This is a genomic window from Streptomyces sp. NPDC056835, from assembly GCF_042789485.1.
In the GTDB taxonomy this organism is placed as follows: domain Bacteria; phylum Actinomycetota; class Actinomycetes; order Streptomycetales; family Streptomycetaceae; genus Streptomyces.
Genome location: NZ_JBHUBB010000054.1, coordinates 14,023 through 36,680 on the forward strand (window position 1 = coordinate 14,023; position 22,658 = coordinate 36,680).

Genomic DNA, 22,658 nt, shown 5'->3' on the forward strand with positions numbered 1-22,658 from the left:
GTTGCCTTGAGCCGTTCTGCTGTGACGTGCGGGGGGACATCTGTCGGGGTGGCCGGAATGCAGGTGAGCGTAGCGTGACTGAGGCGTCGCGCTGAGCGAGGAGCGGGCGCCCGCACCCGCCACGCCGGACGCCGTCGACCACACCTTCGATCGGGGACCGACGCCGCTCGCGCCGGCCCCCGGCATGTCACCGATCGAGAGACAGGGGTCATTCGCATCACCTTTTCACCCGAATGCCCCAGGTCAAGTACCGCCTCGCCGCGCGGCGGCCAACTGCCAGCCGTCGCCATGCCGTTCGACAAACCCCAACGAGTGCAGTTCGTACAATCTGCCGAGCGCCTCGTCCGTGGTCGTGCCCGCGCCGCGCGCGATCTCCGGCCCCCGCGAGGCCCCCCGGGCGGGCAGCGCCTCCAGAACCCGTGCGCTGACCGGGTCGAGCAGATCCCTGGGGAGGACGGGGCCGCGTCGCGGCGGGGCCAGTTCGCCCATGTCGCCCACCAGCTCGACCACTTCCGCGGCGTCCGTGACCAGCACTCCCTCACCGCGCAGCAGTTCATGGACGCCCGCCGAGAGGCCGCTGGTAGCGGGGCCGGGCACGCCCATCGTGAAGCGGCCCAGCCGCTGCGCGGCGCGCGCGGTGACCAGGGATCCGCTGCGGTACTCCGCCTCCACCACGACGGTCCCCCTGGTGAGCGCGGCGATCACGCGGTTACGGAGGACGAACCTGCTGCGGGTGGGATGGTCGCCCGGCGGTAATTCCCCGATGACCAGCCCCTGTTCGGCGATGCGTCCGATCAATTCGCTGTGACCGCGCGGATAGGCCACATCGACCCCGCAGGCGAGTACGGCCACGGTGGCACCGCCGGCCGCCAGCGCACCGCGGTGCGCCGCGCCGTCGACACCGAACGCCGCGCCGGAGGTCACCACCCAACCGCGCTCGGCCAGACCCGCGCCCAGACTCGCCGCCATATGTGCCCCGTACGGAGTACATGCCCTGGCGCCGACCACGGCGACGGAGCGCAGTGACCAGAGCCGCAGATCCGCGGCGCCCCGCACCCACAGCCCGACGGGCGCGGCCGTTTCCAGGTCGTCGAGCTGGCTGGGCCACTCCCGGTCACCGGGGCAGACGAACCGGCCGCCGAGCGCGCGCACCGCCGCCAGATCGCGCTCGGGGTCGGCCGCCGCCGCCCGTATCCGATAGCCGCCGAGCCGTCGCTCACCGACCTCGGTGAACCGCTCCGGTCGGGCGTCCGGTGAGGTGAACAGCTCCAGCAGCCCCACCGCCCCGAACCTCCGCAGCCACAGTCCGCCGCACTCGTCCCCCGGCTCCAGGATCCGCGTGAGCGCGGCCCGCGCCAGCCGCTCCCCCGGGCCGACGGAGGTCATGCCGACGGCGTTCATGACGCCGCTCCGACCGCCGCACCCCGAGCGACGCCGGTACGCAGCTCCAGCGCCAGGGCCACGTCACGCGATTCCGGCCGGGCGCGCCCGGCGAGGTCCGCGACCGTCCAGGCCACCCGCAGCACCCGGTCCAGGCCACGAGCGGTGAGCAGGCCACGCTCCAGATCCCGTTCGGCCGCCGCGAGCGCTCCAGGGGCGACGGGCCAGCGCGTACGCAGCTCATGGCCGGGCACCTCGCTGTTGACCGTCCACGGTGTGCCGTCCAGTCGGGCCGCCGACCGCCGCCGGGCGTCCCGTACCCGCGCGGCCACCGCTTCCGTGGACTCGCCGCTGCCGCCCTGTCCCAGCAGATCCGCTCGGTGAACGGGCCGGACACCGACCCGCAGATCGACCCGGTCGAGCAGTGGCCCGGACAGCCGGGCCTGGTAGCGGCGGATCGCCGAGGGCGGGCAGTCGCACGCGGCCCCCACCAGCGTGTACCGCCCGCACGGACAGGGATTCGCCGCGAGGATCATCAGGAACCGCGCGGGCAGCCGCACCACCCCGGCGCTGCGGGCCACCACCACATGGCCGGACTCCAGCGGCTGCCGCAGGGCGTCCAGCGCCCGGCCCGAGAACTCCGGCGCCTCGTCGAGGAAGAGCACGCCCCGGTGGGCCAGCGACACCGCGCCCGGACGCGGCAGCCCGTTGCCACCGCCGACCAGGGACTGCATGGTCGCCGAGTGGTGCGGTGCGCAGTAGGGCGCGGTGTGGACGAGCGGCTCGCCGGGCGGCAGCATGCCCGCCACCGAGTGCACGGCGGTGACCTCCAGGGATTCCTGCCTGGTCAGGGGTGGCAGGACACCGGGCAGCCGCTCGGCCAGCATCGTCTTTCCGGCCCCCGGCGGTCCGTGGAGCAGCAGATGGTGCCCGCCCGCGGCGGCCACCTCCAGCGCCGTACGGGCCGCCTCCTGGCCGGCCACATCCGCGAGATCCGGCCGGTGTCCGTCGCCCGCGCCCGCGGCCAGACCGGTGCCCACCCCGGCGCCGGGCACCATCAGCCCCGCCAGCATCGCGTCAGGGCGCCCCTGCGCGGTCTCCGGCGCCTCCTCGGGCACCGGCTCGCCGGTCAGTACGGCGATGAGCTGGCGCAGGGTCCGTACCCCGAGGACCGACACCCCCGGCACCAGGGAGGCCTCACCCGCGGTCTGCTCCGGAACGACGACCTGGCGGTACCCGGCCTCGGCCGCCGCGAGCACGGCCGGCAGCACCCCGCGCACCGGCCTGACCCGTCCGTCCAGGCCCAGCTCGCCGATCAGCACCAGATCGGCGATGGCGCCGGGATCGATCCGCTCGGCGGCCCCGAGCACCGCCGCCGCCACGGCGAGGTCGAAGCCACTGCCGCCCTTCGGCACGGAGGCGGGGCTCAGCCCCACCGTGAGTTTCTTCTGCGGCCACTCGCCGCCGGAGTTCACCACGGCCGCCCGCACCCGGTCCCGGCTCTCCACCAGACTCTTGTCGGGCAGCCCCACCAGGGTGAAGGCCGCCACCCCCGGCTCCAGGTCCGCCTGGACCTCGACCACCACGCCCTCGACGCCCACCAGCGCCACCGAGCACGCACGCGCGAACCCCATCAGGTCACCCCCTGGGCGTGCTCGACCACCGGTGCGCCCCGGCCCGGCAGCAGCACCCCGATCAGATCGATACGCACCCCACCCGACGGCGGACCGCCGTTCCGCTCCAGCCAGCAGTGCGCGAGCCGTTTCAGCCGGTCCGCCTTCACCGGCGTGACCGCGGCCATCGGATGCCCGAACCAGCCGGCTCTGCGGGTCTTCACCTCACAGACGACCAGCACGTCCCGGCCGCCGCTGTCCTTGTCGCGGGCCACGATGTCGATCTCGCCGACCCTGCCGCACCGCCAGTTGCGCGCCAGCACGGTCATCCCCGCGTCGGCCAGCCGCCGCGCCGCCAGATCCTCGCCGTACCGCCCCAGTGCCCCCGTCGCGTTCATTTCGGCACCACCTCCGGTACCGACTCTGACGCGACCGCCCGTAACTAGTGGATCTTGGTGGACAACCCGGCGGTTGTGGAAAACTCGCTCACTCGTTCGTGGCGCCCCCGCACCCCGGCCCCATCAGGCCGGCACCCCCGGACCGGCACCAACCCCCGGACCGGCACCAACCGCCGGACCGGCACCAACCCCCTCGTGCCGGCACCCCGGCCCGATCACGCTCTTCAGCCGCCGGGGAGTTCGAGGTCGCTCTTGTTCAGCTCCTCGATATTCACGTCCTTGAAGGTGAGCACCCGTACCTGCTTGACGAACCTGGCCGGCCTGTACATGTCCCAGACCCAGGCGTCCGCCATCGTGACCTCGAAAAAAACCTCACCCTGCACCGAGTGCACCTGCATCTCGTAGTCATTGGTGAGATAAAAGCGACGCTCGGTCTCGATCACGTATTTGAACAGACCGACGACATCTCGGTACTCCCGGTAGAGCTTCAGCTCCATCTCGGTCTCGTACTTTTCGAGGTCCTCGGCGCTCATGGCATGTTCCCCTTCAGCCGTACGTCCCCCTATTGTGCTCCGGCCCCCGCGCCCCTAGACGCTCTCGGGGGCGAGGTCCACCGGCTCACCCGGAGGACCCTCGTCGAGCAGCGTGCGCAGCAGCCCGGCGAGCCTGGTCGGATACACCGTCTCACGCGCCGCCGACAGTTCGGCGGAGGTCCACCACCTCAACCCCGCGACACTTCGCAGCTCCAGCTCGGTCAGCCCCTCGGCCGATGTCTCGGTCTGTGTCGTACGTGCCAGGAAGTACCACTCGTCCTGATCCCAGCGGCGCCCGTCGAACGGGAAGGAACAGGTCCGGCGCCACAGCACGGGCCCCAGCTCCACCTGCGTGATCCCCGTCTCCTCCGCCAGCTCGCGCAGCGCGGCCTCTTCCCGGGTCTCGTCGCCCTCCAGGCCTCCGCCGGGCGTGAACCACCAGTCGTCGTCCGGGTCATCGGGCTCGTGTCCGTGCAGCAGCAGAATCCGGTCCTCCGGATCCAGCAGCACCACCCGTGCCACCTTCCGCGGCGCTCGCCCGCCCGACCCGGCCGCCTCGGCAGACCCGCCCGGTCCCGCGGAGGCACCCGTCCCCGTGGATTCAGCGGACACCCGCGGACACCCCTTCACCACTCCTGCCGCCGCCCCGCGGCTTCGAGAATCGCCGGGCGAGCGGCCCGTACGCCGCACCGCCGAAGATCAGCAGCGCCCCTGCCACCACCGCCACCACGATCAGCCGCACCGGCCCCGGCCCGGAGACCCCGCCCGGCAGCGCCGCGAAGCCCTCCGGCCGCTCGATCACCCTGCCCAGCGGCCAGGCCACGGCGTCGACGCGCGCGTCGACCGCCGAGCGCGGCACCGAACCCTGCCCCGCGTCCTCCAGATGGACCCGGGAATCGAGCGAACCGCTTCGTTCATCGCCGAGCAGGAACAGCTTCCCCTCGGGCACGGTCGCGTCGAAGTCGGTCGTGGACGCCCGCCCGCCGACCATTCCCTGTACGTACGGCTCCTCGACCGCCGTGCCGTTGACGGTGAGCCGACCGTCCGCGTCACAACAGGCGATCTTGTCACCGCCGACCGCGACCACCCGCTTCACCATCGGCATATTGGCCCAGTCCGCGTCCTTGAAGACCACCACATCGCCGCGCCGTACCTCGTCGCCGGATATCCGCTGCGCCAGCACCCGGTCACCCGCCTTCACGGTCGGGTCCATCGAATTGGTCGGGACGGTGTACGGCCGGTACTCGACGGCTCCCCAGACGAACCCGCCGAGGAAGAGCACACAGCCGACGGCCACGGCCAGCCCCGACAGCACACTGCCGAGGCGGCCGTGGCCGCCGTTCGAACGTTCCGCTCGTCCTGTCCCGCTCATCCCAGCACTCCCCCCGCTCCGGAGAACGGCCACTGCGCCGTTCCGGAGAATGATCCTCGGAGATCGACGATCCGGGACGGCACCCTACCCGGCGGTACGCCCCCGGGTCAGCCTCCTTCGGCGCCACAGTACGAACGGCACCGCTCCGGCCAGGCCCAGCGCCCCCGGAGCCGCGGCCGAGGCCACCGACGCCGCCGCGCTCAGCCCGGACTGGTCGAACGTGCCGGGGACCGGAAGCAGCGACCAGCGGTTGACCGGCCAGGCCACCACGAACGCGCGCCCGACGACCTCGTCGTTGGAGACCGTGCCGTCTCCGGTCAGCTCCTGGTGGTAGCGGGAGTCCAGCGAGTTCTGCCGGTGGTCACCCATCACCCAGATGCTGCCCTTGGGCACGTCGATCGGCCCGAACGGCTTGTCGTCACAGGGAGTGTTGCCCGGGTAGATGTAGTCGGTCTCGTTCAACGGAACCCCGTTGACATGGACCTTTCCGCCCTTCTTGCACTCCACCGTGTCGCCGCCGACCGCGATGACCCGCTTGATCAGGTCCTTCTCCTCGGAGGACGGCATCAGCCCGATGAAGCTCAGGAACCGCTGCGCCACATTCGGCTCGGGTGCCTGGGTGTTGTCGAGCCAGCCGCCCGGGTCATGGAAGACGACGACCTCACCACGCTCCGGCTCGGAGCCGAACCAGGGAGTGAGCTTGTCCACCAGCACCCGGTCGCCCCGTTGCAAGGTGTCCTGCATCGAGTCCGAGGGGATCGAGAACGCCTGCACCAGGAAAGTCTTGATCAGAAGCGCCAGCAGAAGCGCGATCCCGATGAGAAGGGGCAGCTCCTTCCAGAAGGAGCGCGGTTTCCTCGCGTCCGATCCGTCGCTGTCGCCGTCCTTGTCGCCGTCGTGGACCCCACCCGACCCGTGGACCCCATCGGACCCGTGGACCCCACCGGACCCGTGGGTCCCGCCGGACCCGCTTCCGCGTTCCATCGGCCGGTCCGTCACGTTTTCGGGCGACTCGGCGAGCTGCTCGTGTCCCTCCTCGGGATCATCGTGTCCGGATCGTGCGCCGACCGCCACATCCCCCACATCCACTCCTCACTCCGTGCGATTACTCCGTGCGATCGCCTGCCCCGGAGTCGGGACAGGCCCACCACTCCCATAACGAGCGGGAGTTCCGCAGGGCTCGGGAGCCGGATCAATCCGTTCAGATCCTGGGAAGACACACTAGGCGACACCGACGGCCCCAGTGCCGTCGTCGGCGTGGCGCGCGGGTCCGGAACCGAGGCGTACGTCTCCCGCTCCTCCAGTCGCCGCCAGTGACCGACCGGCCAGGCGATGACGACCGCGCGGCCCACGACCTCGTCCTCCGAGACGGTCCCCTTGTCCGCCTCCTGGAGATGGAAGCGCGAGTCCGCCGAATTGGACCGGTGGTCCCCCATCACGAAGATACGTCCGGCCGGCACCTTCACCTCGAAGGGGATCGTGGAGGGCACGTTCCCGGGGTTCAGATACGGCTCGGTGAGCGGGGTGCCGTTGACGGTGACCTTGCCGTCCCGGTCGCAGCACTTGACGGTGTCCCCGCCGGTCGCGACGACGCGCTTGATCAGATCCTGCTCGTCGGCGGACGGCAGCAGTCCGATGAAGGTCAGCGCCTGCTTGACCTGCTTGATCACGACCGGTGAGTCGTCCGGCGGCGGCTTCTCGTCGTGAAGCCAGTTGCCGGGGTCCTTGAAGACCACGACATCGCCCCGCTCCGGCTTCGAGCCGAACCACGGCGTCAGCTTGTCCACCAGCACCCGGTCGCTGATCCTGATCGTCTGCTCCATCGATCCCGAGGGGATCACGAACGCCTGCACCAGAAATGTCTTGAGGACCAGCGCGATCAGCACCGCCACGGTGATGAGCAGCGGTATCTCCTTCGCCGCGGACCTGCGACGGCGCTGTTTGACCCGGCGGGCGAGCTTTCGGCGCTCCGCGCGCCCCGGCAGCGTCCGGCCGGTGGTGGGCCGGGAGCCGGTCGGCAGCCGGGTGTCCGCCCCATGGCTCGGGCGACGCCCCCGCTTACCCATGGGCACCGCCCGGGGTCCCCGCGTCCGCCGGGGTCACCGTGCCTCCCGGAGCCACCGCGCCTCCTGGGTCCCGTACGTCGTGGAAGGCCTCTGTCGGCTCCAGAACGCTCCAGCGGCCCAGCGGCCAGCCGATCCAGTCCGCCCGTCCGATGACCTTGTCCACGGGCACCATGCCGCCGCCGGGGTCGCCGAGGTGGTCGCGGGAATCGCGCGAATTGCCGCGGTGGTCGCCCATCACCCAGAGCGTGCCCTGGGGTACGACGATGTCGAAGGGGACGCTGGAGGGGGCGTCGCCGGCGTACAGATACCGCTCGTCCACAGCCCGGCCGTTCACCTCGACCCTGCCCCTCTTGTCGCAGCAGACCACGCGGTCACCCCCCACACCGACCACACGCTTGACGAAGTCGGTCTCGGCGGGTGCGGCGAGACCCAGGGCCGCGGCCGCCCCGTGCAGCAGCCCGGTGACGGGGTTCTCCTCCGGCGGCTCCTGGACGAAGGACCCGGTGCCGTCGAAGACCACCACATCACCGCGTTCCGGCGCGGTACCGAAACGGTACGCCAACTTGTTGACGAGCACCCGGTCCCCGACCTGGAGGGTGGGCTCCATCGACCCGCTGGGGATCAGGAAGGGCTGCACCACGAAACTGCTGAGAAGCAGCGCGAAAACGGCGCAGGCGAGCCCGAGCAGGCCCGTCCTGCCCCAGGGCACCCCGGACAGCCCGGGAAGTCCGGAGAGCCGCCGGGAGGAACGCGCGAAGCGCGATCCCTCTTCCGTCCCGTCGTGGGATACGGAAGAGCGATCGCGCTCCGTCTGCCGTTCTTCGGTGTCCATCGGGGCCAGATCTTATCCGGCGGTCCCGTGGACCCGGGTGCGTGCCCGAGCCGACCCGGACACCGCGGGGCTCACCTGTCGCGCTTCTCCTTGATCTTCGCGGCCTTGCCGCGCAGCTCACGGAGGTAGTACAGCTTCGCGCGACGGACGTCACCGCGGCTGACGAGCTCGATCTTCTCGAAGATCGGGCTGTGCACCGGGAAGGTGCGCTCCACGCCGACGGAGAAGGAGACCTTGCGGACCGTGAAGGTCTCACGGACACCGGAACCCTGGCGGCGGATGACCACGCCCTTGAACTGCTGGATACGGGAGCGGTTGCCCTCGATGACACGTACGTGAACGTTCACGGTGTCACCGGGACGGAAAGCGGGGAGGTCGCTGCGGAGCGACGAGGCGTCGACGACGTCGAGCAGGCTGGCCATGAAGGTCTGCTTCCTCGCTGATGCCACAGGTCATCAGCGGATATCGAGAGAGAGTCCGAGGTGCCGTTCGCGTCGGGCGGGCGTCGTTCCCCCTGTGGCAGGGGCGCGCGCCGGACGTACGGCAGCGGCCTATTCTTCCATGGCCTCGGGCCTGCGCCAAAATCGGCCACCGGGCTCCGGCGCCCAGCCCAGGATGGAGAGCGTCTCGCGGTCCTTCTTGTCGAAGGACGCGGGGTCGCAACGCTCGATCAGATCGGGCCTGTTGAGGGCCGTACGCCGGAACGCCTCGTCCCGCCGCCAGCGCGCGATCTTTCCGTGGTGGCCGCTGAGCAGCACATCCGGGATCCCGCGCCCGCGCCACTGCGGCGGCTTCGTGTAGACGGGGCCCTCCAGCAGATTCGCCATCGCGCCGGGGGCGAAGGAGTCGTCGCGGTGCGACTCCGCGTTGCCGAGCACACCGGGCAGCAGCCGGGCCACCGCCTCCGTGATCACCAGTACGGCCGCCTCGCCGCCGGCGAGCACATAGTCGCCGATGGAGACCTCGACCACCGGTATCCGGGTCGCGTACTCGTCGATGACGCGGCGGTCGATGCCCTCGTAGCGCGCGGGGGTGAAGACCAGCCAGGGCCGCTCGGAGAGTTCGACGGCCAGTTCCTGGGTGAAGGGGCGGCCACTGGGCGTGGGGACGACCAGGACAGGGCCATGGGCGCCCGACTCGTAGCCGCTGGCCAGGACGTCGTCCAGCGCGTCGCCCCAGGGCTCGGTCTTCATGACCATGCCGGGGCCGCCGCCGTACGGGGTGTCGTCGACCGTGTTGTGCCGGTCGTACGTCCACTCCCGGAGATCGTGTACGTGGACGTCGAGCCGGCCGCGCGCGCGGGCCTTGCCGACGAGTGAGACGTTCAGCGGCTCCAGATACTCCGGGAAGATCGTGACCACATCGAGCCGCATCAGCCGCCGTCCCTACCGGTCGCGGTGTCCCCGCCAGTCGCGGCGTCCTCGCCGGTGGTGGATTCGCCGCTGGGGTCGGCGTCCCGGCCGGAGGCGATCTCCGCCCTGTCGTCGATCAGCCCCGGCGGCGGGTCGATGACGGCCCGCTGCTCCTCCAGGTCGATCTCGGTGACGATCTCCTCCACGAAGGGGATCATCACCTCGCTGCCGTCCGGCCGCTCCACGATGAACAGGTCCTGCGAGGGCAGATGCGAGATCTCGGTGATCCGGCCGACCTCCGTGCCGTCGGCCAGCACCACATCCAGGTCCATCAGCTGATGGTCGTAGAACTCCTCCGGATCCTCGGGAAGTTCCTCGGGGTCGACCTCCGCGATCAGCAGGACATTGCGCAGCAACTCGGCGCCCGTACGGTCGCGTACACCCTCGAAGCGCAGCAGCAGCCTGCCGCTGTGCACCCGGCCCGTCTCGATCCTCAGCGGGCCGGCCTGGGCCGGTTCCGTGGCGAGTACGGCGCCGGGGCCGAGCCGCAGTTCGGGCTCGTCCGTACGTACCTCTACGGTGACCTCACCCTTGATCCCATGGGCGCGGCCCACCCGCCCGACCACCAACTGCACTGACACTCCACCTTCTTGTCACGATCACGCGTCACGATCACGCGCCGGAAACAGCGAAGGCCGGGAAGGCCGTGGCCCTCCCGGCCCCTGCCGGTGTTCTGCTGTTCTCAGCGGACCTGGTCCACGTCGATGAGATCGACACGGATGCCACGGCCGCCGATGGCGCCCACGACGGTCCGCAGAGCACGCGCGGTGCGGCCGTTGCGGCCGATCACCTTGCCGAGGTCGTCCGGGTGCACCCGGACCTCCAGCACACGGCCGCGGCGCAGGTTGCGTGAGGCCACCTGCACTTCGTCCGGGTTGTCGACGATGCCCTTCACGAGGTGCTCGAGAGCCTCCTCGAGCATGCTCAGGCCTCGGTCGACTCGGCGGCGGCCGAGGACTCGGTCCCGGCTTCGTCGGCCTTCTTGTCGGACTTCTTGGCCTTCTGAGTGATCGCCTCACCCTTGGGCTCGTCGCCGGCGTCCTTAGCGGCGGCCTCGAAGAGGGCGCGCTTGTCGGCCTTCGGCTCCGGCTGGAGCAGCGGCGCGGGGGCCGGCAGGCCCTTGTGCGCCTGCCAGTCACCGGTGAGCTTGAGGATCGCGAGAACCGGCTCGGTCGGCTGGGCGCCGACGGACAGCCAGTAACGCGCGCGCTCCGAGTCGACCTCGATGCGCGAGGGGTTCTGCACCGGGTGGTACAGACCGATCTCCTCGATGGCCCGGCCGTCACGGCGGGTACGGGAGTCGGCGACGATGATGCGGTAGTGAGGCGAACGGATCTTGCCCAGACGCTTCAGCTTGATCTTGACTGCCACTGGAGTGGTGTCTCCTGGTCTTGACGTGGTTGGGCACAACGGGATGCCGCGTGGGGTTGCGGTACCCGATCCGCCCGATGGACGCGTCAGCCGGAGGAGAGAGGGGTCCTGTGCGACTGTCGAGTACAGCTGGTCATTCTGCCATACGACCGCGACCGGGCATGACGCGGCGGCGGGCAGGGGCCGGGAGCGGCCGGGGCGGCCGGTGACTCAGCCCGCGGCACCGACCACTTCGGGGATGCGGAAGGGCTTGCCGCAGCCACCGCAGACGATCGGAGCCTGGGCGAGGACCGACGGTACGACCCGTACGTTCCGGCCGCAGTCACAGACCGCCTTGACGCGCACCCCGCCGCCGGACGAGCCGTGTCTGGCGGCCGGACCGCGGAAGCTGCGCTTCGTGTCGGCGGCCGTCGCGACCGTGTGCGCCTTGAGGGCGCGCTGCAATCGCTCGATGGTGGGGCGGTACCGGCGCTTCGCCTCGGGGCTGAGCGAGACCAGGGAGAAACCGCTGCTGGGATGCGGCTCCTCGGGATGGTCCAGGCCCATCTCCTCGGCGATCGCCAGGAATCGGCGGTTGTGATAGCGGCCCGCCCGCGAGGTGTCGCGGACACCTCTGGCCGCGGCGATGCCGTGGACCGCTTCGTGAAGCAGTCGTTCGAAAGAGAGCTCGGCGCCACAGGCGGACGACGACTCTCCGATCAGGGACTCTGGCGCGGCAAGATCCGGCAGCTCGGGGTGGGACCGCTGAATATCGGCCCACGCCTGCGCCAGCTCTGCGGCGAGAACAGGTGGTGTCGTGCTCACGTCGTGAACAACGAGCCGGAGCCCTCCCGGGTTCCATTACGGGGCATCCCAAATAATTTGCACGTACCCGTCAGTTGCCATTGATGCGTCCGGACGAGGGCGGGTGCGCTGATCTGCGGAGAAGTCTCACAGCTCCTACCAAGGTGGTACGTAGCGACTCGTACGCTTCGACGCGTAGACGATCTACGTACACCTGCGCTTCCTCTTGTAAGAGGAGCTTCGCCGCGCGAACGACCGCGCAGGGGACTCGGTGGACTCCTGGTGACGGATGCGCTCAATACGCACGGGCCACAATGGCGACACTACCCGCCTCATCATCCGTTTCCGGCACCGCCCCGTCCTCGGCGACCAGACACCGTACGGAGACCCCGTGCTCGGCGAGAGCCGCCTCTCCCCGGGCACCCAGCGTCGCCCAGGGGATGCGTGCCCAGCCGCCCGCGGCGGCGGCCTCGGCGGCCTCCTCGACGGTGGAGACGTCGGTGGTACGGGCCTCGCGGCGCGCCCTGGACTCCGTCAGCAGCAGCGCCTGGTCGTCCTCCAGGACCGTGGGCAGCAGCCCGGCCAGGGCCTCGACGGCCACCGGCTCCTTGCCGCCCGGGATGCGGCGTACGAGCATCGCGGTGCCGTTCTCCAGGTCGCGCGGGCCGATCTCGATCCGTACGGGCACGCCCTTGAGCTCCCAGTCGACGGCCCGGCGGCCGAAGGGGATGTCGGTGCGGTCGTCGACCTGGACACGGACGCCGGCGAGCCGGAGGCGGTCGGCGGTCTCGCGGACGGCGGCCAGGACCGGCTCGTCGCCCTTGATGGCCAGCACGACGGCCTGTACGGCGGCGAGACGGGGCGGGACGCGCAGCCCGTCGTCGTCGCCGTGCGACATGATCAGTCCGCCGACCATCCGGGTCGAGGCGCCCCAGGAGGTCTGCCAGACCAGTTCCTCGGTGCCTTCCTTCGACAGATACCGGGTGTGGAAGGCCCGTGCGAAGTTCTGCCCCAGCTCATGGCTCGTGCCGAGTTGGAGGGCCTTGCCGTCGCCCATCATCCCTTCGAGCGTCAGGGTGTTGACGGCTCCGGCGAAGCGCTCGCGCGCGGTCTTGCGGCCCAGGACGACATCGATCGCCAGAACCTCGGTCATGAAGTCCGCGTAGACGTTCCGGTGGATGTGCGCGGCGTAGTCCCTGGCGTCCTCGTAGGTGGCATGGGCGGTATGGCCCTCCTGCCACAGGAATTCGGTGGTGCGCAGGAAGACGCGGGGGCGCATCTCCCAGCGGACGACATTGGCCCACTGGTTGATCAGCAGCGGCAGATCGCGGTAACTGCGCACCCACTTGGCGAAGTACTCGTTGACGATCGTCTCGGAGGTGGGCCGTACGACGACCGGCTCCTCCAGGTCCTTGCCGCCGCCGTGGGTGACGACCGCCAGTTCGGGCGCGAAACCCTCGACGTGCGCCGCCTCCCGGGTCAGATACGACTGCGGGATGAAGAGCGGGAAGTACGCGTTCGAGGCGCCGGCGGCCTTGATACGGGCATCCAGCTCCTGCTGCATCCGCTCCCACAGACCGTACCCATATGGCCTAATCACCATCGTGCCGCGTACCGGCCCGTTGTCGGCCAGTTCGGCCTTGTTGATCAGATCCTGGTACCAGCGGGGGAAGTCGTCCGCCCGTGGCGTGAGAACAGGTGCCTTCGCCATGGCGGGCATGGTACGGGCTCGGGCGAAAGGAACCGGCCATGCGCGCGGGGGCGCACGCCCGGTGCATGCACGCTTTGCCCGCCGCCCACTGGACGCGGGCACGGATGCGGAGTTCTCTGGCATACGGGGGAAGAACGCGCGCACGTACACGGGGGGCTGTCCATCAGGGCACGACCGACCTCGGCGGATTGGGGCGCTATCCATGACACGTACGCTCGGCCGGCAGCACCAGTGGTTCGCGCACCCGGGCACGGCACCGGGGGTTCTCGCCGACGCGGGCGCGCGCGCCCGCGACTGGGCCGAGATCCAGGAACGGATGCTGGTGCCGCTCTATGAAGCGGTGTACGAGCGGCTGGAGGTCCGCAACGGGACCCGGGTGCTCGGTCTCGGCTGCGGGTCGGGGCTCGCCCTGCTGCTCGCGGCCGCGCGGGGTGCGCGGGTGACCGGCGTCGACTCCGACAGTGCGCGGCTGGCACTGGCCCGCGAGCGGCTGCGCGCCGATCCGGAGCGGGACGGCCGGGCGGACCGCGCGGCCGGCACGGGCACGCTGCTGCCGGTGGACCGGATGGCCGACGCCGCGCCGGGGCCCGGCCGTTCACCGTACGACCTGATCACCGCCTTCCAGCCGATCGGCTCCGTGGCGGGCGACGCGAAGGGGCTCGGGCCCGCGCTCGACGAGGCGATACCCCTGGCCCGGCACGGCACGCCCGTGGTGCTCGCGGGCTGGGGTCCGCCGGAGCGCTGCGCCACGGACGGCGTGCTGCGGGTCGCGGGCCGGCTGAGCGACCGTCCGCGCGAGGACGACGCCGGGCGGCCGGGGCACCGCGACGATCTGGAGGAGGTCGCGGCGCGGGCCGGTCTGAAACCGGACGGTTCGGGGCGGGTGGCCTGCCCGTTCGGGTACGCGGACCAGCAGAGCGCGGTCCGCGGCCTGCTGTCGACGGGGGTGTTCGACGGCGCGATCCGGACAACGAACCGCCGGCTGGTGGAGAAGGAGATCAGCGAGGCGCTTCATCCGCATCTGCGCCGTGATGGCACGGTCTGGATGCCGAATGTCTTCCGGTATTTGATCGCCCGGACCCCTTGAGGCCACCCCCGGCCCGGCCGTTCGGCCCGGAAACGGACCCGGGCGGGACCCTGGACAGTATCCAGAATTCTGTTTACTGTCTCATTCGTGACTGGCTTTGACGAGCGTTTCCTGACCCGCAACGGCCTCGCGGCCCGGCAGCTGGCGGTTCTTCTGCTGAACCACGAGCCGGAGACCCGGCTGCCGCGCGTGCGGGACTTCGCCGTGGAACTGGGCGTCGGGAACGGCACCGTCCAGGCCGCGCTCCAACTGCTGGAGAACGCCGAGGCGATCGAGACGACGGCCCGGGGCCACCTCGGCACCTTCCTCGTCCGCTCGGACCGTTCCATACTGTGGCGGCTCTCCGGGCTCGGCACGCTCCTCGCCGCGATGCCGCTGCCGTACTCCCGCCGGTACGAGGGGCTGGCGACCGGGCTGCGCTCCGCCTTCGAGGAGGCCGGCGCGCCCTTCGCGATCACCTTCATGCGGGGCGCCGGCGCCCGTACGACCGCGCTCCTCGAAGGCAAGGTCGATCTTGTCGTCCTCTCCCGCTTCGCCGCCGACCGGCTGATCGAGGACCATCCCGTCGAGCTGGTCGCGGATCTGGGCCCGGCCACCTATGTCGGGGCGCACGGACTGCTGCTGCGGCGCGGCTCGGACCCGGAGACCCCGGGGCTGCGCGTCGCCGTCGACCACGCCTCCGAGGATCAACGGATGCTCGCCGAGCGCGCGTTCGCCGGGCGCTCGGACATCGAGTGGATCGAGGCGTCGTACATGCAGCTGCGCGAGCTGTTCGAACACAATCTGGCCGACGCCACCGTCTGGAACCTCGATGAGGTGCATGGGCTGCTCGGTATGAGCGTGGACGTCCTGCCGCTCGGCGACGAGGTCACCCGCGATCTGTCCCTGCGCAACTCCAGAGCGGCGATCATCGGCAGGACGGAGGGGGCGAAGGCGCTCGGCGCCGTACGTGAGTCCCTTGATCTGTCGGTCGTCACCACCCTCCAGGCCGAGGTGTTGCGCGGTGAACGCACGCCCTCGTACTGACCCCGCCCCCGCCCGCCCGCGCGAAAGGACACCCCCGGAGCTGACGCGTCGGCTCAAAATACAAAATCCTGGTTACTGTCTTATCGCCGGACCTGAGGACCGCGCCAAGGAGTCGGACCCAAGGAATTGGATCGAAGGAATCGAAGGAAAGGACAACCATGGACGACCAGCTCGCCCTCCGCGTCCAGCTGTTCCGCGAGAGCGGCCAGGTCAGGCCCGAGGTCGCCGCGTTCGTGACCGAGGAGCTGAACTCCCTGGCCGCCGAGGGCCATACCGTCACCGAGGCCACGGCGGGCATGCTCACCAGCCATCTGATGATGGCTCTCAACCGGCTGCTCGACGGCGCGCCGATCGAGGAGTTCAGGACCGACGAGCAGGTGGCGGCCGAACTGGCCGGACATCCCGAGGCCGTGGCCCGGGCCCGCGCGGTCTCCGTACGCGCCGAACGGGAGTTGGGCGCCCCGCTTCCCGACTCCGAGATCAACTTCCTGGGCCTGCATCTCGCCGTACTGGCCCAGAACTCCCCCGCCTCACACCACTCGTAGGTCTCATCCCATTCGTAGCGCGAAGGACCCAGCCATGACGAAGATCCTCACCGGCGGCGTCGGCAAGACCGAGGTCGCGAACACCGTCTCCGCACTCGGCCTCGACGGCCTGGAGATCACCATCTCCAACGACATGGACGCCGCGATGAAACTCCGCGCCGGGCAGGCCGATTACTACCTCGGCACCTGTCACACCGGCGCCGGCGCCTCCCTCGGCATCCTGGTCGGCCTCCTGGGCCGGCCGCTCTGCCACACCTTCGGCCGCCATGTCCCCGCCGAGAACGAGGTCGCCGCCCTGCTGGCGGACGGCAAGAAGGTCTTCGGCTTCGCCATCGACCAGATCGACGTGATCGCCCCGATCATGGCCCGCGCCATCGCCGCGCGCGGCTGACCGAAGACCTGCCAGGGACCTGAGGAGAGACCCCGTGAGCAGCACCGTCCTCGCAGCGAGTACCAGTCTGGACTTCTCGCTGACGCAGAAACTTTTCGTCATAGCCCTGTGCGCGCTGACCGCCTTCATCTCGCACATGGCGCTGGCCGTGTTCAACGATGGCGTACGCCCCTTCATGCTCGACTTCATCCAGGGACGCTCCAAGCGGACCGCCACCACCGCGGTCTCCTTCGGCCTCTCGGCGGGTTTCATCTTCGGCCTCGGCGCCCCGATGGCGCTGTCCAGCGGTGTGCTCAATCCCTGGCTGCTCTTCCTCCCCACCGACATCCTGGGCATCCTCGCGCCGAGGAAGTGGCTCGCGCCGCTGCTCGGCGGCGCCTGGGGCGCGGTGGTCGTCTTCGGCCTCAACGGGGCCAACGATGTGGCACACGATCTGCCCGTCGACTTCCTGACGGCGATGCAGCAGATGTCGACGCCGATCCTCTTCCTCTTCACGCTCTTCCCGGTGCTCGCCATCACCAAGCAGTTCGGGCGGCTGCGCGGCGGACTGGCCGCCGTGCTGGAACTGGCGCTCGTGATCATGACGATGAAGCTCTGGCCCAATGTCTTCGCCGGCTCCCTGGCGATGGCGGCCGGCGTGCTGCTGCTCATCGGTTTCGCCGTACGGAAGGACCTGCTCCAGCGCAAGGAGGACCGGGCCGCCGCGCTGGCGGCCGGTGAGGAGACCTCGGGTACGGGACAGTCCGTGGCGACCGGAGACGATCCGATGGCCTCGCTCTTCAGCGCCGGCGCGCTGCGACTGCGCCGGTATCTGCCGCTGTTCATGGTGCTGGGCGCCGGAGTCTGTGTGCTGGCGCAGATGCATATCTTCGGCGGCGGCGAGGCGACCAGCTTCCTGATCGCCAAGGGCCAGTACAGCGAGGCCGCGCAGGTCGACTTCTACCGGGTCTTCGGCTTCATCCCGCTGATCGCGACGACCGCCCTCGCGTCCGGCGCGTACGGCATCGCCGGATTCACGCTCGTCTACCCCATCGGCTATCTGATGCCGAACCCGATCCTGGCGGCCGTCGTCGGCGCCCTGGTCTTCGCCCTCGAAGTGCTCGCCCTGTCCGCCATCGGCAGGGTCCTTGGCAAGCTGCCGAGCGTGCGGGACTCCTCCGAGCATCTGCGGAGCGCGATCACCGACACCCTGCAACTGGCGATCCTCTTCGGCTCACTGCTGGCGGCCAATGTCATGGGCGGCGGACTCGCCATCCTCATCGTCGGCGGGCTCTATCTCCTCAACGAGGCGATGGGCAGGCCCGTGGTGCGGATGGCGGCGGCGCCCGCGGCGGTCATCGTCGGCGGCGTTCTCCTCAACATCCTCTACTGGCTGGACCTGTTCACCCCCGTCAAGGGCTGACCCCGCGACGGGCCGGACAGACCCGCCAGGAAGGCACCCCCACTCATGCCTCATCTCACCACCGTCGCCGGGCCGCTGCCCGTCTCCGCCGTGCGCGGCCCGGCCCTCTCCCATGAACATCTCGTCCTCGATCTCGACCGTACGGGCGACCGCGCCGCCGTCCTCGACCCCGGGCGCCATCTGGCCGCGGTCACCTCCGAGCTGGCCGCCCTGCGTGCCGAGTTCGGGCTCTCCCTGGTCATCGAGCTGACCTGCCGGGGCATGGGCCGCGACCCGCGCGCCCTGGCCCGTGTCGCCGAGGAGTCCGGGGTCGCGGTGGTCGCGGCCACCGGCTGGTACTACGAGCCGTTCCACCGGGACGAGATCGGCGGCACGCCCGTCGACCGGCTCACCGCGACCCTGGTCCAGGAGATCACCGACGGGCTCGACTCCACCGGGATCCGCCCCGGCGTGCTCGGCGAGATCGGCAGCCACGGCGACCGGCCCAGCGAGCCGGAGAGCCGCGCGCTGCTCGCCTCGGCGCACGCCGCCGTCGCGACCGGTCTGTCGGTCGCCACCCACGCCCAGCTCGGCCGCGGCGGACTCGCCCAGCTCGAACTGCTCACCGGTACGGGCCTGGCGCCGCACCGGATCTCCATCGGCCACCAGGATCTGCTGGACGATCCCGCCGTCCACCGCGAACTGGCGGCGAGCGGCGCGTATGTCGCCTTCGACACCGTCGGCAAGGAGTCCTATCAGAGCGACGACACGCGGCTGCGGCTGCTGCTCGCCCTGCTGGACGCCGGTCACGCGGACCGCGTGCTGCTCAGCTGCGACATCTCGCGCCACGGCTATCTGGAGTCGGAGGGCGGCCAGGGGTACGGGCATGTCTTCCGGTCCTTCCTGCCCAAGGCGCGCGCGGCGGGCGTGGACGACGACCTGATCGACCTGATGACCCGGCGCAATCCGCTGCGCTTCCTGACGGGCGCCGACACGGACTCCGCGGCCGAAATCGACACCGACACCGACACCGACACCGAGGAGATCTGAGATGCCCGTGCTCCCGCGGACCTTCCCGCTGGCGACCGTCACCCTGGAGGACGCGGCCCGGCGGCAGTTCCGGCTCCTGGAGTGCACCGCGGCCCACTTCGAGGGACCTCAGCTCTTCGAGGCGGACGCCGGTGTCGTACCGGGGCTCGGCCGCCCCCGTACGACCGCGCGCGTCGAGGCCGTACTCGCCGACTACTTCGGCGCCGAGGACGCGGCGCTCGTCCAGGGCGCCGGTACGGGCGCGATCCGCGCCGCGCTCGGCGCGGCCCTCTCCCCCGGTGACCCGCTGCTGATCCACCGGGCCCCGGTCTACCGGACGACCGCCGTCACCCTGCGCGGCCTCGGGGTGCGCACCACCGAGGTCGACCTCAACGACCGTACGGCGCTGCGGAGCGCCCTGGAGTCCGGCGCGTTCTCCTGGGCGTACGTCCAGCACAGCCGGCAGCGGCTCGCCGACTCCTACGATCCGGGCGAGGTCCTCACGGACTGCCGCGCCGCCGGCGTCCGTACGGTCGTCGACGACAACTACGCCGTGATGCGCGTACCCGCCTCCGGGGTGGAACTGGGGGCGGACGCCTCCTGCTTCTCCCTCTTCAAACTGCACGGCCCCGAAGGCGTCGGCGCGGTCGTCGGCACCCGCGATCTCGTCGCACGGATCCGCGCCGACAACTACTCGGGCGGCGGACAGGTCCAGGGGCACCAGGCGCTCGACGCGCTGCGCGCCCTCACCCACGTCCCCGTCCTGTGGGCGCTCCAGTCCCAAGTGGGCGCGGAGATCGCGAAGCGGCTCACCGCCGGTGAGGTGCCCGGCGTCGCCGAGGTACGGATCGCCAACGCCCAGGACCGCTGTCTGCTGGTACGGCTCGATCGCCCCGTCGCCCGTGAGCTGCCCGCCGTCGCCGCGCGGCACGGCGCCGCGCCCTACCCCGTGGGTTCCAACTCCCGCTACGAGATCGCGCCGCTCGTCTACCGGATGTCCAGCTCGTCGCTCGATGACGCCCCCGAACTCGCCGACTGGACCGTACGGATCAACCCCATGCGCGCCGGAGCCGATCTCGTGATCGAAATCCTCCGCCGTTCGCTGCACGACCTGAAGGGCTGATCGTGTTCCTGGACACTGTCCTCACCCGCAACCCCGCGCTCGTCGACACGGCGACCGCGCTGCACCGCTCCGGTGCCATCCCGCCCGACACGTACGTCATGGACGCGGACGCCGTCGAGGACAACGCCGCGCTGCTGGCGGCCGAGGCCGAGCGGCTGGGGCTCTCGCTGTGGTTCGTGGTCAAACAGTTCGGCCGCAACCCCGAGCTGATCCGGGCCGTCGCCCGGCACATCCCCCGGTTCGCCGCGATCGACCCCTCCGAGGCCCGCACCCTGCACGCCGCCGGGGCAGGGGCCGGGAACCTCGGCCATCTCGTACAGATCCCCCGCCGCGACCTCCCCGAGATGCTCGCCTGGCGGCCCGAGGCGGTGACCGTCTTCGATCTCGCCAACGCGCGGGCCGTCTCGGAGGCCGCCGGTGAACTGGGCTTCGTCCAGGACGTGTTCGTACGCCTCGAAGGCGTCCCCGGCTCCGTCTACCCGGGCCAGGAAGGCGGCGTACCCCTCGACGCGCTGGACGAGTTCGCGGCCGCCGCCGAACAGCTGCCGTCGATCCGTATCGCGGGGGTCACGGCGTTCCCCTGCGTCCTGTGCGACCCGGCCACCGGCCTGCCCGCCCCCACCCCCAACTTCGAACTCGCCCTCAAGGCAAGGGAACTGCTCACCGCCCGGGGCCACCACCCGGTCGCGCTCAGCGCCCCCAGCGCCACCTCCATGGCGACCCTGCCTCTGCTGGCCGAACTGGGCGCCACCCACGGCGAGCCCGGCCACTGCCTCACCGGGACCACCCCGCTCCACGCGATCGACCCGCACCAGCCGGAACGGCCCGCCTACGTCTACGTCAGCGAGGTCGCCCACACTCTCGCGGACGGCCGACCCGCGCTGTACGGCGGCGGGTTCTACGGCCGCGCCGGCATCCGCACCGCCCTGCTGCCGCGCACCGGTCTGCGCCTTCCGGTCCAGGGCGCCCCCGCCGAGAACATCGACTACTACCGCCTGCTTGACGCACCCCCGGCCGGCGAGGTGCGGGCCGGGGACACCGCCGTACTCGCCTTCCGTACGCAGATCTTCGTCACCCGCTCGACCGTCGCGGTCGTCGCCGGCCTCTCCACCGGGAAACCCCGGCTGACCGGCCTGTACGACGCGCGGGGCCGGGCCCTGTAAGGAGCCACCGCCATGAGCAAGACCGTCATCCTCGTCATCGACGGATTCGGGATCGGCGCGATGCCGGACGCGGGGGCGCTGCGGCCGGGCGATGTCGCGGCCGACACCTGCGGGCATGTACTGGACCACTGCCGCGCGTCCCTGGGCCGCCCGCTGCGGCTGCCCGCGCTGGGACAACTGGGCCTCGGCCTGGTCCATCCCCACCCCGACCTGGCCAGGTCCACCCGGCTGCCGGTGACCGCGGGCCGCGCGGCGCTCGGCTACCCGGGCGCGGACACGTACGCGGGCCACCAGACCATGATGGGCGCGGACTTCAGCCACGTCACGGTGGCCCGGCTGGCCGACCACCTCCCCGCGGTGATCGCGGCCCTGTCCGCGGCGGGCCACCGGGCCGAACCGCTCGACGGCCGTCCCCTGCTCCTCGTCGACGGCGCGGTACTCGTCCACGACAACCTGGAGGCCGACCCGGGCATCAACTGGAACGCCTCGGGCCGCCTGGACGACCTGCCCTTCGACCGAATCCTCGCGATCGCCCGTACGGTACGGACCGTGGCGCCCGTCGCCCGCGTCATCGCGGTCGGCGGCCACGCGGACGGGCCCCTCAGCGCGTACGTACGCGACGGGGACGGCGGCACGGTCGGCCTGGACACCCCGGCGAGCGGCTTCTACCGCAACGGCGGACTCCAAGTCCAGCACCTGGGCGCGGACATCGACCACACCCGCCGGCTCCCGGATCTGGCGGCCCGCGCGGGCGTCCCGGTGACGCTGGTCGGCAAGGCGGCGGACATCCTGGCGTGCGATGCCGCCGTACGGCGGCCGGCCGTCGCGACGGCGGATGTCCTCGCGCACACGCTGGAGGCGGTACGCGCGCCCGGCGACGGGCTGATCGTCACCAACGTCCAGGAGACGGACCTCGCCGGGCACCAGCAGGACACCGACCGCTACGGCCGGATCCTGGAGCAGACCGACGCGGGGCTGTCGGCGCTGCTGGGGCTGCTGTCCGGGGCGGGCGACCGGCTGACGGTGACGGGCGACCACGGCAACGACCCGACGATCGGCCACGCCTACCACACACGCGAATACGTCCCGGTCCTGACGTACAGCCCACAGGGCGCGGGCCCGGAGGTACGGGCGGACGCGGGGACGCTGGCGTCGGTGGGAGCGGACGCCTGGGCGTGGCTGCGCCTCGGTGCGCGCGGGGGGCAGGTGGTCTCGGGCTGAGCCCGGTTTTCGTGTGCGGGTGCGCGTGGGCGTGGTTGGTCTTCGGCGGGGCCGGTTTTCGACTGCGGGTCCGCGTGGGTGCGGGTGGCCTTCGGCCGGGCCGGTTTTCGAGTGCGGGTCCGCGTGGGTGCCGGGGGCCGGGGCCTGCGGAGGTGCGTGTCCGGACTGCGCTGCGATCGATTTGCGACTCCGTCGCGTGGTCACCGCGCTTCGCGCGTGCT

At 71.1% G+C, this 22,658-nt stretch carries 24 protein-coding genes and 1 pseudogene; 9 read left to right on the forward strand and 16 right to left on the reverse strand.

The features are described 5' to 3' along the window. Positions 1–243 precede the first annotated feature (243 nt). The 16 genes and pseudogenes from dprA to proS form a co-directional block, all read right to left on the reverse strand. A complete protein-coding gene (gene dprA, locus ACFRMN_RS36655) occupies positions 244–1,401 on the reverse strand; it encodes a DNA-processing protein DprA (RefSeq protein WP_383028363.1) in 1,158 nt (385 codons plus the stop codon). Beyond that, a complete protein-coding gene (locus ACFRMN_RS36660; protein ID WP_383028366.1) occupies positions 1,398–3,014 on the reverse strand; it encodes a YifB family Mg chelatase-like AAA ATPase in 1,617 nt (538 codons plus the stop codon). The genes dprA and ACFRMN_RS36660 overlap by 4 nt, the downstream gene beginning before the upstream one ends. After that, positions 3,014–3,391, reverse strand: a complete 378-nt coding sequence (locus ACFRMN_RS36665) for a YraN family protein (protein ID WP_383028369.1) — start codon at positions 3,389–3,391, stop codon at positions 3,014–3,016. Before ACFRMN_RS36665 ends, ACFRMN_RS36660 begins: the two co-directional genes overlap by 1 nt. Positions 3,392–3,615: 224 nt before the next feature. Continuing rightward, a complete protein-coding gene (locus ACFRMN_RS36670) occupies positions 3,616–3,924 on the reverse strand; it encodes a DUF2469 domain-containing protein (RefSeq protein WP_014675276.1) in 309 nt (102 codons plus the stop codon). A gap of 54 nt (positions 3,925–3,978) precedes the next feature. Beyond that, positions 3,979–4,536: an NUDIX hydrolase gene (locus tag ACFRMN_RS36675; protein WP_383028372.1), complete on the reverse strand. Its 558-nt coding sequence runs from the start codon at positions 4,534–4,536 to the stop codon at positions 3,979–3,981. Next, positions 4,526–5,296 (reverse strand): signal peptidase I, encoded by a 771-nt coding sequence (lepB, locus tag ACFRMN_RS36680; protein ID WP_383028375.1) that lies wholly within the window; start codon positions 5,294–5,296, stop codon positions 4,526–4,528. The genes ACFRMN_RS36675 and lepB (ACFRMN_RS36680) overlap by 11 nt, the downstream gene beginning before the upstream one ends. 84 nt (positions 5,297–5,380) lie before the next feature. Continuing rightward, entirely contained in the window at positions 5,381–6,370 is a 990-nt protein-coding gene (gene lepB / locus ACFRMN_RS36685; protein WP_383028415.1) for a signal peptidase I, read from the reverse strand. Continuing rightward, positions 6,342–7,362, reverse strand: a pseudogene (gene lepB, locus ACFRMN_RS36690) (signal peptidase I); the annotation flags it as partial. The gene lepB (ACFRMN_RS36685) and the pseudogene lepB (ACFRMN_RS36690), both read right to left, overlap by 29 nt. Next, positions 7,355–8,194 (reverse strand): signal peptidase I, encoded by an 840-nt coding sequence (gene lepB, locus ACFRMN_RS36695; RefSeq protein WP_383028379.1) that lies wholly within the window; start codon positions 8,192–8,194, stop codon positions 7,355–7,357. The pseudogene lepB (ACFRMN_RS36690) and the gene lepB (ACFRMN_RS36695), both read right to left, overlap by 8 nt. 71 nt (positions 8,195–8,265) lie before the next feature. After that, entirely contained in the window at positions 8,266–8,616 is a 351-nt protein-coding gene (gene rplS, locus ACFRMN_RS36700; RefSeq protein WP_129772195.1) for a 50S ribosomal protein L19, read from the reverse strand. A gap of 129 nt (positions 8,617–8,745) precedes the next feature. After that, entirely contained in the window at positions 8,746–9,567 is an 822-nt protein-coding gene (trmD, locus tag ACFRMN_RS36705) for a tRNA (guanosine(37)-N1)-methyltransferase TrmD (RefSeq protein WP_383028382.1), read from the reverse strand. Beyond that, positions 9,567–10,181 (reverse strand): ribosome maturation factor RimM, encoded by a 615-nt coding sequence (gene rimM, locus ACFRMN_RS36710; RefSeq protein WP_383028418.1) that lies wholly within the window; start codon positions 10,179–10,181, stop codon positions 9,567–9,569. The genes trmD and rimM overlap by 1 nt, the downstream gene beginning before the upstream one ends. A gap of 107 nt (positions 10,182–10,288) precedes the next feature. Then, positions 10,289–10,528: an RNA-binding protein gene (locus ACFRMN_RS36715; RefSeq protein ID WP_030351741.1), complete on the reverse strand. Its 240-nt coding sequence runs from the start codon at positions 10,526–10,528 to the stop codon at positions 10,289–10,291. A 2-nt stretch (positions 10,529–10,530) separates the two neighbouring features. Next, a complete protein-coding gene (gene rpsP / locus ACFRMN_RS36720) occupies positions 10,531–10,977 on the reverse strand; it encodes a 30S ribosomal protein S16 (protein WP_129772198.1) in 447 nt (148 codons plus the stop codon). Positions 10,978–11,187: 210 nt separating this feature from the next. Then, positions 11,188–11,781: a hypothetical protein gene (locus tag ACFRMN_RS36725; protein WP_030351743.1), complete on the reverse strand. Its 594-nt coding sequence runs from the start codon at positions 11,779–11,781 to the stop codon at positions 11,188–11,190. Between the two features lie 274 nt (positions 11,782–12,055). Then, on the reverse strand, positions 12,056–13,471 hold the full coding sequence (gene proS, locus ACFRMN_RS36730) for a proline--tRNA ligase (RefSeq protein ID WP_383028384.1): 1,416 nt from the start codon (positions 13,469–13,471) through the stop codon (positions 12,056–12,058). A gap of 202 nt (positions 13,472–13,673) precedes the next feature. On the opposite strand from proS, the gene ACFRMN_RS36735 reads away from it, so the two are divergent. From ACFRMN_RS36735 to ACFRMN_RS36775, 9 genes are all read left to right on the forward strand, one after another. Further along, entirely contained in the window at positions 13,674–14,558 is an 885-nt protein-coding gene (locus tag ACFRMN_RS36735) for a class I SAM-dependent methyltransferase (RefSeq protein ID WP_383028386.1), read from the forward strand. A gap of 87 nt (positions 14,559–14,645) precedes the next feature. Next, positions 14,646–15,584: a GntR family transcriptional regulator YhfZ gene (gene yhfZ / locus ACFRMN_RS36740; protein WP_383028389.1), complete on the forward strand. Its 939-nt coding sequence runs from the start codon at positions 14,646–14,648 to the stop codon at positions 15,582–15,584. Between the two features lie 158 nt (positions 15,585–15,742). After that, entirely contained in the window at positions 15,743–16,129 is a 387-nt protein-coding gene (locus tag ACFRMN_RS36745) for a PRD domain-containing protein (protein WP_383028392.1), read from the forward strand. Positions 16,130–16,163: 34 nt separating this feature from the next. Beyond that, positions 16,164–16,520, forward strand: coding sequence for a DUF2620 domain-containing protein (locus tag ACFRMN_RS36750; protein WP_383028394.1), 357 nt, complete (start codon positions 16,164–16,166; stop codon positions 16,518–16,520). 34 nt (positions 16,521–16,554) lie between these two features. After that, positions 16,555–17,922: a YhfT family protein gene (locus ACFRMN_RS36755; RefSeq protein ID WP_383028397.1), complete on the forward strand. Its 1,368-nt coding sequence runs from the start codon at positions 16,555–16,557 to the stop codon at positions 17,920–17,922. A gap of 45 nt (positions 17,923–17,967) precedes the next feature. Beyond that, complete coding sequence (locus tag ACFRMN_RS36760) at positions 17,968–18,951, forward strand: phosphotriesterase (protein ID WP_383028399.1); 984 nt, start codon at positions 17,968–17,970, stop codon at positions 18,949–18,951. Position 18,952: 1 nt separating this feature from the next. Then, entirely contained in the window at positions 18,953–20,053 is a 1,101-nt protein-coding gene (locus ACFRMN_RS36765; RefSeq protein ID WP_383028402.1) for an aminotransferase class V-fold PLP-dependent enzyme, read from the forward strand. A 2-nt stretch (positions 20,054–20,055) separates the two neighbouring features. Continuing rightward, entirely contained in the window at positions 20,056–21,216 is a 1,161-nt protein-coding gene (locus ACFRMN_RS36770; protein ID WP_383028404.1) for an alanine racemase, read from the forward strand. Positions 21,217–21,228: 12 nt separating this feature from the next. Then, a complete protein-coding gene (locus tag ACFRMN_RS36775) occupies positions 21,229–22,437 on the forward strand; it encodes a phosphopentomutase (protein WP_383028407.1) in 1,209 nt (402 codons plus the stop codon). Positions 22,438–22,658 lie beyond the last annotated feature (221 nt).